Consider the following 11,818-nt stretch of genomic DNA (forward strand, 5'->3'; position numbering starts at 1 on the left):
CATTATGCTCCACAGAAGCCCAAAACCAGCGACGCCGTATGTATAGTACAAGCGGAAAATGATAAACGCAGTGGCGTGAAATTGAAAGCAAAAAGGTGCATAAACAATGAAAAACTATTCATATTTAAGTTTTTCATCATAAACCATACCCTTTAGGGTTTAGACCAAAAAGACAATAAAATCAAAATGCTATTAATTTATATAAATCGTAAAAATCGATTAAGTTTATAATTAAATAAATTTTCTCTTAGAAGTCGTCTAATCGCCTTATTTTCCTATGAAAACTTATTAGCTCTTTTATTTTCAACACTATTTTATGGTCGTTATTTATACAAAAAAAGTTGATTAAATTATGCTTCTTTTTATGTTTTCATCTTATTATGATGATAAAAACTTTATATATCATAGAGATGAAATTTAAATAACACCTCCTAATATTTAGAAGGTGTTAAAGGAATTAATACTATTGTGCTTAATGACGTTTTATTAGGTTTTTTAAATACAAAATTGCGTTATTCACATTCGGTAAAGGGCCAATTTTGTCATTTGACAGTGGGAAAGTGCCTGTTCTAATTAATAAGTCACGCATTTGTATCGGCGTTAACACACTGTTTGTACGGTCTTTATACCAAGATTGGATCACAGCAGCGGCTCCCGCAACTAAAGCACTGGCTGACGATGTTCCACTAAAATTAGCTGTATAAGTATGGTTATCATCACTTCGAAACAGATCACCATAACCCGCTGTTGCAACATCCTCTCCCCACGCTTGTACATGAATAGGTGAGCCATACGTTGAGAAAGGTAATCTATTTAATGTATAAGGCGAACCTGCACCAACACGTATTGAGTTATTGTCATGACGTTGTCGATAACTTTCATAAGCCGGTAAATCCAAATCTACGCCCCCATTACCTGCTGCCATGATCACAATGATCCCAGCATCTGTTAATGCACGAGTCGCTTCCCAAACATGCATTTCATAATCCGCAGGTACGTAAGCTTGATGTTCACAAATTGTCTGCATTTCATATAAAACAATATCACCAGCATGTAATATGCGTTTACTCGCAATAATCGCATCAATACGCCCACAAGTTAATTCAGAGATGGCATAAAACATATCTAATTTATAGGCGAGTCCAGTGATCCCTTTACCATCATTTTTTCCCATAATTAATCCCGCAACCGCTGTACCATGATCTGCCTGACTGGTTTTTTCATTGAATGGTAATAATGGCGTAATATTATCCGTTGATAAATCATGGTGAGAAAGATTGAAATCCCACTCAATATCAGCGACTTGTATTCCTTGCCCGTAGGCTTCTTGCTTCCATGCTTCATAAATCCCTAGCCCTTTAATTTTATTAATATTTACCGTTTTTTCTGGCGTATTTAAGTATTGCTGATATTGAGTAAAGTCAGGCGTAATATTAGGAGGTTCAATAGGCTGTATCGGTACCGTTTGTACATATTCAATATCAGGGTGTTGTTGTAATACTTTGATCACTTCGTCTAAAGAATAATGATTATTCTCTGGTAAATTAAGGTAATAATATTTATTTAGATCATTAAAGTTTATTGAAATAGAATTAATATAGTTTTTTGGTGGTAATTGATAAACAGATGATATTACCGGAACTAAAGATATATTAGTTAAAAGGGAGTGATGCATTTCATGGGAAGTAGAAAATGACAGTTTTTTATTATCATAATCAAGATTATTTAATCTTATAAGGATTTTTCTTTTAATGTTCATAATCAATGCTCCTCTTTTTATTTTTTCGCTTTATAGCGTAAAATATTGAGCATTGACTATTTTTATTTTTAATAGAGATAATACAAATAGGCTATTTTATAAAAATAAATATCAAGCCTATGTTTTAACAATAGGCTTAAAAAAATAGACTTAATATTATTTGAATAATATTTATTAACTAAAATCAATATGTAGACGTAACTTTCCACAAAAACATTTAAATAAATAACCTTGGCAATGACCTTCATTGGTTAAGTTATTTGATAAATCATCGATTGTCATGTCTATATCACTAATATCCTCTTCCAAAGAAACAAATTCATTTAATCTATTCGCAATATCTTTAGTTATTCTCTATGCTATAATGCGCCCTCATTTTCTACCCTCATAAAAAAATAAGGGTAGCAACGCCTAAATAGACGAAAGAATTACAGTATGTCAGAAAATATAGAACTCCATAAACCAACAGAAAATCATCATGTTAATAGCCATTCAAAGACATATAATTTGAATCGTTTCTCTGTTGCGCCGATGCTCGATTGGACTGATCGTCATTGTCGTTATTTCTTTCGTCAGCTCAGTAAAAATACACTGCTTTATACTGAAATGGTCACAACAGGTGCCATCATTCACGGTAAAGGCGACTATCTAAAATACAGTGAAGAAGAACATCCTGTTTCTTTGCAGTTAGGCGGAAGCGATCCTCAAGCTTTAGCGCAATGTGCAAAATTGGCACAAGAGCGTGGCTATGATGAAATTAATTTAAATGTGGGTTGCCCTTCAGATCGTGTACAAAATGGGCGCTTTGGTGCTTGTTTAATGGGAGATGCACAACTCGTTGCAGATTGTGTGAAAGCCATGCGTGATGTGGTTGATATCCCTGTAACAGTAAAAACACGTATTGGTATCGACAACCAAGATAGCTATGAATTTCTCTGTGATTTTATTGATACTGTTAGCCGTGATAATAACTGCGATACCTTTATTATTCATGCACGTAAAGCATGGTTATCGGGTTTAAGCCCAAAAGAGAACCGTGAAGTTCCACCTTTAGATTACCCTCGTGTTTATCAATTAAAACGTGATTTTTCGCATCTTACTATGGCGATTAATGGCGGTATTAAGTCACTAGAAGAAGCGAAGGAACACTTAAAATATATGGATGGTGTTATGGTTGGTCGTGAGGCTTATCAAAACCCGTCAATTCTAACGCATGTTGATCATGAGCTTTTTGACAATCAGCTACCTATTGCAGATGCTGTTACTGCGGTAAGAGCAATGTACCCTTATATTGAGAAAGAGCTCTCACAAGGTACTTACTTAGGTCATGTTACGCGTCATATGTTGGGGATTTTCCAGGGTATTCCAGGTGCTAGACAATGGCGACGTCATTTAAGTGAAAATGCCCATAAACAGGGCGCTGATTTATCTGTTTTAGAAAATGCACTTAAATTTGTAACTGAAAAATAACGACATTCGAAAATAAAACCAGCCACATTGGGCTGGTTTTATTTTTATTAAAGTAATGAGAAGAAACGATTATAATTGGCAATTAAATAAGCAATTTGAAACTCAAACGCTTCTTTAACTTCGCATTTACCTTCTTCTGTACTTTCTTTTTTCTTAATATCAAAAAAAGCGTTTTGCATTAATTGAACTGACACATCCATTGACTTTTGGAATGCAGATAAATTATTATTTTCACCAAGACGTTTAAATAATGCTTCTATTTTTTCATCTGCGACATCGCGAATAAACTGTAATTCAACATTACTGACTTTATTATCTTCATAAATAAAATTAATAAAATCCTTTAATTCATCTTTTTGCATAAACACTCCATATTCTATTAATAAAAATCACGAAAACATAAATTAAAAGAGATAGAGTTAAAAATAAATCTAAAATAAAAATAAGGCTTTTTTTTGATAATCAAGATGGAAATTATTTATATTTATTAATAATAAATATTCAAAACCTATCTAATTTATTTTAAATAGGTTTTAGTTTTTACAAATAAGAATTAAGGAATAAGTAAACTCGATCCTTGAGATTGTCTACTTTCAAGATAACGATGTGCATCTTTTGCATCTGCTAAAGCAAATTTTTGATTATCTGGCACACTCACATCAATTTTACCGCTACTAATTAACGCAAATAGCGCTTCACTTGCAGCATCTAACTCTTCACGCGTTGTGATATAACCCGAAATAGATGGACGAGTCACATACAGAGAACCTTTTTTATTGAGAATACCTAAATCAACACCTGTTACGGCACCTGATGCATTACCAAAACTCACCATTAAGCCACGGCGTTGCAAGCAGTCTAACGAATCTAACCACGTTGCTTTACCCACAGAGTCGTAAACAACAGGTACTTTTTGGTTATTCGTTAGCGCCAAGACACGTTCCACAATCGACTCAGTCTGGTAATTTATCACTTCCCATGCACCTGCGGCTTTCGCTTTGGCAACTTTTTCATCACTACCTGCTGTACCAATCATTTTTGCACCAATTGCTTTCGCCCATTGGCTTGCAATTAAACCAACGCCACCAGCCGCTGCGTGGAATAAGAAGGTTTCACCCGCTTGTAATTTATAGGTTTCATTGAAGAGATAATAAACCGTTAATCCTTTTAAGAAAGAGGCTGCGGCTTGTTCAAAAGAGATATTATCAGGCAGACGTGCTACTTTATTTTCTGGTACATTATGCGTATCGCTATAAGCCCCTAGCGGAGATTGCGCATACACAACTCTGTCCCCTTCTTTTAGTGAAGTCACTTTAGCGCCTGTTTTGATAATAATGCCCGCAGCTTCAGTGCCTAATCCACTTGGAAATTGGCTTACAGGATATAATCCGCTACGTACATAAGTATCAATATAGTTAATACCAATTGCCTTATTGGCAACTTGAACTTCATGATCACCAAGAGAAGCTGGTGTAAATGTTGCTAACTCAAGAACATCTGCATCGCCATGAGTTGCAAATTGAATACGATTAGCCATTACTATCTCCTTTGTAGGATGAAAAGTTAAATAAGCGAGCGCAAAAAGACCTTTAGAGATAATGACAAAGGATAGCTATTTCTACAAGGCACAGATAATTGGGTTAGCGTATACTAATACCCTGACTGACACTTTTTCGATTTTATGCAGGATTTATGGCCAGAAACAAGACCACTGACAAGCTGATGTCTGAGATTAAAGACCGACAAATGGAGGGATTAAAGCTACCTCCCCATTCGCTGGAAGCAGAGCAGTCCGTGTTAGGCGGTCTGATGATAGATAATGAACGTTGGGATAATGTTTCTGAACGCGTCACCGCAGAAGACTTTTATAGCCGACCTCATCGTACTATTTTCTCGCAAATGCAACGTTTGTTGGAATTAGGCAAACCTATCGACCTTATTACGTTATCAGAAGCATTAGAACAAAATGCAGAGTTAGACAGTGTAGGTGGTTTTGCTTACTTAGCTGAGCTTTCAAAAAATACGCCTAGTGCAGCGAACATCAACGCTTATGCGGATATCGTCCGAGAGCGTGCAGTTGTTCGCGATATGATAAAAGTTGCCAACGAAATTGCAGATGCAGGTTTTGATCCTCAAGGACGCACCAGTGAAGATCTACTCGACTTTGCTGAATCAAGAGTGTTCCAAATTGCTGAGACAAGAGCCAATAAAGACGAAGGCCCTAAAGCAATAGATGCCATTTTAGAAGAGACGGTTGAAAAAATAGAACAGCTCTATCAAAAACCTCATGATGGTGTCACAGGGGTTTCAAGTGGTTATCAAGATCTTGATAAAAAAACCGCAGGATTACAAAAGTCAGATTTAATTATTGTTGCAGCACGTCCTTCTATGGGTAAAACCACATTTGCCATGAACTTATGTGAAAATGCGGCAATGACGGAAGAAAAACCCGTACTTATCTTCAGCTTAGAAATGCCCGGAAACCAAATCATGATGCGTATGTTGGCATCATTATCTCGTGTCGATCAGACAAGAATTCGTACAGGTCAGCTCGATGATGAGGATTGGGCGCGTATTTCAAGCACCATGGGTATTTTGCTTGAAAAACGCAATATGTATATCGATGATTCATCGGGTTTAACACCAACAGAAGTACGATCTCGCGCTCGCCGCATTTATCGTGAACATGGCGGTTTAAGCCTTATCATGATTGACTACTTACAGCTAATGAGAGTACCTTCATTATCTGAAAATAGAACACTAGAAATTGCTGAAATTTCTCGTTCTTTAAAAGCGTTAGCTAAAGAATTACAAGTTCCTGTGGTTGCTCTATCACAGTTAAACCGTAGTTTGGAACAGCGTGCTGATAAACGCCCAGTTAACTCCGACTTACGTGAATCAGGCTCTATTGAGCAAGATGCTGACCTTATCATGTTTATTTATCGTGACGAGGTTTACCACGAAAGTAGTGATTTAAAAGGGGTTGCAGAAATCATCATCGGTAAACAACGTAACGGTCCAATTGGTACAGTAAGACTGACCTTTAACGGCCAATGGTCACGCTTTGATAACTATGCTGGCCCTGCTTACGATGATGAATAATCACTAACCTTGACTTAATTGAAGGAAGTATTGGAATAATATGAAAGCGGCAACCGCAGTGATAGATCGCCGCGCTCTGCGTCACAATTTTCAGCATGTGAGAGACTATGCCCCACATAGCCACCTGATAGCTGTCGTGAAAGCAAACGCTTATGGTCATGGGTTATTAGAAACAGCATACACTTTAATGGAAAATGCTGATTGTTTTGGTGTTGCACGCATTGGTGAAGCATTGACATTGCGCAGTGGGGGGATTGTTAAACCCATACTGCTGCTAGAAGGTTTTTTTGATGCGATTGATTTGCCTATTTTGGTAGTTAACCACATAGAAACGGTTGTTCATAGCCAAGAACAACTTGAAGCATTAGAACAGGCTGATTTAGAAGAGCCTGTAAAAGTATGGATGAAACTTGATACGGGAATGCACCGTCTTGGGGTGCGTCCTGAAGATGCGCAAGCCTTCTATCAACGACTTTGCGCTTGCAAAAATGTGCAACAACCCGTGAATATTGTTAGCCATTTTAGTCGCGCTGATGAGCCTGATGTTCCTGAAGCAACACAAAAACAAATCTCACTATTTCAAGATTTTATTCAAGATAAAGCCGGTGACAAGTCTATCGCAGCTTCTGCTGGTATTTTATTTTGGCCTCAAGTTCATTATCAGTGGGTTCGTCCCGGAATTATTACTTATGGTATCTCCCCTACTGGTGATGAAAGAACGGGTAAAGATTTTGGCTTAACCCCAGCAATGACACTGAAAACAAGCTTGATTGCCGTTCGTAAACATAAAGCAGGTGAGCCTGTTGGTTATGGTGGCACATGGGTAAGTGAAAAAGACACTTATCTTGGTGTGATCGCTATTGGTTATGGCGATGGTTATCCTCGTAGCGCACCTTCAGGTACTCCTGTGTGGATCAATGGTCGAAAAGTGCCTATTGTTGGCAGAGTTTCGATGGATATGATCAGCGTCGATTTGGGGACTGAACTGATTGATAGTGTTGGTGATGAAGCTATTTTATGGGGAGATGTGTTGCCCGTAGAAGAAATTGCCAAATATAGTGGTATTAGCGCCTATGAGTTGATTACAAAATTAACCTCGCGCGTCATCATGGAATACCTAGACGAACAATAATACACACGATATTGTATCCCTATGACACACTAAAAGTGATTGGAGAAGAAGCCGTGTTTCAACAGGTTGAAGCGTTTCCGGGAGATCCGATTCTCTCATTGATGGATGTTTATAACAAAGACCCACGTCAGGATAAAATTAATTTAAGCATTGGTCTTTATTATGACGAAGAAGGCAAGACCCCTATTTTAGGAACAGTTTCAGTTGCGCGTCAGCAACTTAATGCCATGACCCCCACCGCAACACTTTATTTACCAATGGAAGGGCTGGCGCCTTATCGTAGCGAAATTCAAGATCTCCTTTTCGGTGCAGATAATCCTCTAATTGCAGAAAAGAAAATTGCCACAATCCAAACATTAGGCGGATCAGGTGCATTAAAAGTGGGAGCTGATTTTCTCCATCGCTATTTTCCAGGATCAGAAGTGTGGATAAGTGATCCAACTTGGGATAATCATGCTTCTATTTTTGCGGGCTCGGGTTTCAAGGTAAATTACTACCCATACTTTGATCCTGAAACCAAAGGCGTAAAATTTGAAGCACTACTAGATTGCTTTAAAAAGCTGCCTGAAAAAAGCATCGTATTAATGCACCCATGTTGCCACAACCCAACAGGCTCTGATCTGACTAAAGATCAATGGGATCAAGTCACTGAAGTATTAAAAGCTCGCCAAGCAATTCCATTCTTAGATATTGCTTATCAAGGCTTTGCTGAAAATTTAGATGAAGATGCTTATGCTATCCGTACTATGGCAAAAGCAGGATTACCGATACTTATCAGTAACTCTTTTTCAAAAATATTTGGGATCTACGGTGAGCGTGCTGGCGGCTTATCAATTGTTTGTGATAATGCCACTGAATGCGAACATGTATTAGGTCAGTTGAAAGCAGGTGTACGTCGTATCTATTCAAGCCCTGCAAACTATGGTGCGCAAATTGTCAATAAAGTGCTATCAGACCAAGTTTTAACTGCACAATGGCAAAAAGAAGTCGCGCATATGCGTGATCGCATTAAAGAGATGCGCGTGACTTTAGTCGAAGCTTTAAAAATTGCACTGCCTGAAAAGAATTTTGATCATCTATTAACTCAACGCGGTATGTTCAGCTATACTGGCTTTACACAAACACAAGTTGATAGATTACGTGACGAATTTGGCATTTATCTTGTCGGTACTGGTCGTGTTTGTATGGCAGGTGTTAATACAGGTAATGTTCAGCGCATTGCGCAAGCCTTTGCAGCGGTGAGTATTTAAGCCAATCAACGCAATTTCACGATAAAAAAATACCTGCCTATTTCTATAAGCAGGTATTTCTTTTTACTGCATCACAACATCACTGTCGCTTTAGGTTTTCGCCTTTTATATATTGACAGCTTGCTTCTTTTCCCCAGCATTACGACGCGCTTTTTCTTCCATAATCTCAATAATTTGAATATCTGTATGTTGCATAGCACGACTGGCTAATGCACAGAGATTCGCTATTGAGCTATCGACATCGTCACTGACAATACCATCAGTACCCGCAACACTTTGATTTTGCATCGCCATTAATACTGCTTTATAGGCACTCGCTGCACTACTTGATACTTTCATTGCACAGCTATTCGATGCACCATCACAGATAATGCCGCTGATGTCACCAATCATACTGTTGATAGACATACTGACAGTGGTGAAATCTTTTGTGAGTAACCATGCCATTCCTGCGGCTGCTCCCATTGAAGCGGTTGTTGCAGCACAAAGGGCGGAAAGTGGTGGAAAATGGCTATGAACATAAATTGCCATTAAATGAGATAAAACCAATGCACGCAGTAAGGTTTCATCATCTGCTTTAATAAATTCAGCAACAACCATTACAGGCAATGTTGCGGCAATGCCCTGATTACCTGAGCCTGAATTACTCATTGCAGGTAATACCGCCCCACCCATACGAGCATCAGATGCGGCTGATGATCTGATCATGATTTCATTAAGTAAGTCTTTACCTAACAAACCTTTCTCTTGTTGCAAAATTAAGGTACGACCAATGGCTAATCCATAGGTGTTTTGTAGCCCCTCTTCTGATAAAGCGCCATTTAAACGAGCGGCATTGAGCATAAACTCAATTTCACTCACTGGCACATTAAGTGCGAAGTTATAGATATCTTCAGCACAAACATCAGTAAAAGGTTTTTCATCAGTACATTCACAATTATTGGTAAGCGCTGATTTATCTTCCTCAAAAACAACGTTACCGTTACATTCACAACGAACAACGTGTGTATGCTCTCTTGCAATACTGACGATGGCATAACCAGATTGGCTATACACTTTCGCTTCAGAGTAAAGAACATCTTCACAAGGTGCTTTTACACCAACTGTGACTTTACCTTGAGCAACCAGCGCTTTAGCTTGAGCAACTGCATCAGCAGATGCTTTTAACAAGACCTCCAATCCAGCATCAGGATCTCCTCCTGTCGCACCTAGTGCTGCTGCAATAGGTAGCCCAGCCATTCCCGTTCCCGGCACTGTTACGCCCATGCCATTTTTCATCAAGTTTGGCGAAACCCAAGCTTCGACACGAACAACTGGCTCGCCTAAAAGCGCAGTTGCTTTCGCCGCTGCCAATGCTAATGAAATTGGCTCAGTACAACCTACCGCAGGCTTCACACCTTCGCGTAACTGACGAACAAACTGTGACCATAAATGAGAATTTTTGTTCTGGCTCATAATCTAACACCTTGGATTAATTTAGTTTTTAACAATAACGCCTAACTAGAACCGAAGTTGGCGACTATGAGAATGCCAAGAACGGAGAGATAACGAGCAGTAAACCGGTAAAGATAATCAGGTAAAGTGATGCACCTTTGTATTTGTGTAACATCGGCACTTTATAAACTAAGTAAGCAGGAATAAGACAACCCACCATACCGAAGATTGGGCTACAAATTGAGGTAAAACTCAGCACTGGCGCATTCAGGATGATTGCACCCCATGCTAAAAGTACGGCGAAAATCATGATGCCGTTTTGTACCCATTTTTGGTTGATTTTTTCTGCTGGGATATAGCGTTGCAGAATATTCATAACGATCCCTTGTGTCGCTTCACGGAAACCTAGGTAGACACCAAAGAATGCAGTCATTACAGCAAAGATATTCAGCATAACGCTTACAACAGTTACCCAACCACCAGGGAAGAATTTTGCAGCAATCGCTAATGCAGAGATATTTTGTTCATACGCTTTAACGGCTTCATCATGACCCATTGCTAATGTGAATGAGATTGCATAGAAGAAAACAGTACAGAACAACACACCAAACGCGATGTTCATTGCACGTAACGCTTTGTGACGAGCAACTTCACGGTTTTTATTACGACCGCGGTAAGAGATAACCATTGGACTTAATGTTTGGATAAACAAAATTGAAGTCAGGGTAAAAGGTAATGTAATGATTGCTTCTTTGATTAAACGTCCAGCAGGTGGTAATGCACCCACGTTATAAAGATGCCACATACCAATCATGGAGATCCCTAACGCTGCAACAACAAACAGTTTAGTCAGCACCATAAAGCTTGATACTTTAAACAGTAATTGTTCACCACGAGAAGAGATAGCAACTAAAGCACAAATCAAGATCAAGCCATAGAATGGGTTCTCTGACAGTAAACCTTCAGTCACACCAAATGTTTGTAAGTAAGAAGCACTGTCATTGGTGATTGCTGTTGAGTAGACAAACATCCAAATGACTAACATCACAAAGTAGAGTGCACCTAATAAAATACCCCAGTTTTTACCAAGATAACCGGTGATAACACTTGGGTAGTCTTTACACTCTGGAGATTCAGCCAACGTATTAATAAATAGACGTTGGAAAAGGTACATAGCAGGATAACCAATGATCGAGGATAGTAGGAAAACCCATAATCCCATCAGACCTACCTGTACAGGTAAAAACACAATACCTGCACCGATAGCCATACCGATACTCATGATAACCCAGCCCACATCATTGCCGTCGAATTTAATTGCAGCACGCCATTCTTGTTCTGTCATACCTGCGCGGCGAGCGCCAGCACTAGTTGCGGGATAGCTTGTTGTCTCTGTTTTTGAGGAAGCCGTTTCCATATTAGTACTCACTTTTTATATTGTAATTGTTAATAGCAAAACGAAATTTGGGGGTAAAAAAAGTCTATCTAACATTGCGATGTCGAAATAGCCTTACTCTTTGCAGGTATTATTTATTATGGGTAAATGATAGGGAATATTACGGAGAAAAAAGTTGTTATAAATCGTGATAGCCTGAAATGATTTGGAAAAAAATTCTATCGTAAGGAGAAAAGTAGGATTATCTGTTCAAAGAGCACAGTAAATAATAACCT

The 11,818-nt window shown here is 38.6% G+C and carries 10 protein-coding genes; 4 read left to right on the forward strand and 6 right to left on the reverse strand.

The features are described from left to right. Positions 1 to 472: 472 nt before the first annotated feature. Both CBE70_RS08630 and CBE70_RS18510 read right to left on the reverse strand, forming a co-directional pair. A complete protein-coding gene (locus CBE70_RS08630; protein WP_100159018.1) occupies positions 473 to 1,759 on the reverse strand; it encodes a S8 family serine peptidase in 1,287 nt (428 codons plus the stop codon). A 174-nt stretch (positions 1,760 to 1,933) separates the two neighbouring features. After that, positions 1,934 to 2,110 (reverse strand): CbrC family protein, encoded by a 177-nt coding sequence (locus CBE70_RS18510; protein ID WP_106426930.1) that lies wholly within the window; start codon positions 2,108 to 2,110, stop codon positions 1,934 to 1,936. Between the two features lie 84 nt (positions 2,111 to 2,194). Between CBE70_RS18510 and dusA the strand changes: the two genes are divergently transcribed. Next, positions 2,195 to 3,229 (forward strand): tRNA dihydrouridine(20/20a) synthase DusA, encoded by a 1,035-nt coding sequence (dusA, locus tag CBE70_RS08635; protein WP_100159019.1) that lies wholly within the window; start codon positions 2,195 to 2,197, stop codon positions 3,227 to 3,229. Between the two features lie 47 nt (positions 3,230 to 3,276). Here the strand turns inward: dusA and CBE70_RS08640 are convergent, their stop codons facing one another. Further along, positions 3,277 to 3,591 (reverse strand): hypothetical protein, encoded by a 315-nt coding sequence (locus CBE70_RS08640; protein WP_100159020.1) that lies wholly within the window; start codon positions 3,589 to 3,591, stop codon positions 3,277 to 3,279. Between the two features lie 191 nt (positions 3,592 to 3,782). Beyond that, positions 3,783 to 4,766, reverse strand: a complete 984-nt coding sequence (locus CBE70_RS08645; protein WP_100159021.1) for a quinone oxidoreductase — start codon at positions 4,764 to 4,766, stop codon at positions 3,783 to 3,785. A 155-nt stretch (positions 4,767 to 4,921) separates the two neighbouring features. Between CBE70_RS08645 and dnaB the strand changes: the two genes are divergently transcribed. Genes dnaB through CBE70_RS08660 form a run of 3 tightly spaced genes read left to right on the forward strand, consistent with a single transcriptional unit; the run spans position 4,922 to position 8,713 of the window. Continuing rightward, complete coding sequence (gene dnaB, locus CBE70_RS08650) at positions 4,922 to 6,331, forward strand: replicative DNA helicase (protein ID WP_100159022.1); 1,410 nt, start codon at positions 4,922 to 4,924, stop codon at positions 6,329 to 6,331. A 40-nt stretch (positions 6,332 to 6,371) separates the two neighbouring features. After that, positions 6,372 to 7,463 carry an alanine racemase gene (gene alr / locus CBE70_RS08655; protein WP_100159023.1) on the forward strand — a complete coding sequence of 364 codons (1,092 nt, stop codon included), beginning with the start codon at positions 6,372 to 6,374 and terminating at the stop codon, positions 7,461 to 7,463. Between the two features lie 53 nt (positions 7,464 to 7,516). After that, the gene (locus CBE70_RS08660; protein ID WP_100159024.1) at positions 7,517 to 8,713 is read left to right on the forward strand and encodes an amino acid aminotransferase; all 1,197 of its coding nucleotides are present in this window, start codon (positions 7,517 to 7,519) and stop codon (positions 8,711 to 8,713) included. Between the two features lie 105 nt (positions 8,714 to 8,818). Here CBE70_RS08660 and CBE70_RS08665 read toward each other — a convergent pair whose 3' ends face one another. Continuing rightward, positions 8,819 to 10,168, reverse strand: a complete 1,350-nt coding sequence (locus CBE70_RS08665; protein WP_100159025.1) for an L-cysteine desulfidase family protein — start codon at positions 10,166 to 10,168, stop codon at positions 8,819 to 8,821. Positions 10,169 to 10,232: 64 nt separating this feature from the next. Next, complete coding sequence (locus tag CBE70_RS08670) at positions 10,233 to 11,564, reverse strand: SLC5/6 family protein (RefSeq protein WP_088494419.1); 1,332 nt, start codon at positions 11,562 to 11,564, stop codon at positions 10,233 to 10,235. Between the last annotated feature and the right edge of the window lie 254 nt (positions 11,565 to 11,818).

The organism is Proteus columbae, assembly GCF_002777965.1.
Taxonomy (GTDB): Bacteria; Pseudomonadota; Gammaproteobacteria; order Enterobacterales; family Enterobacteriaceae; genus Proteus; species Proteus columbae.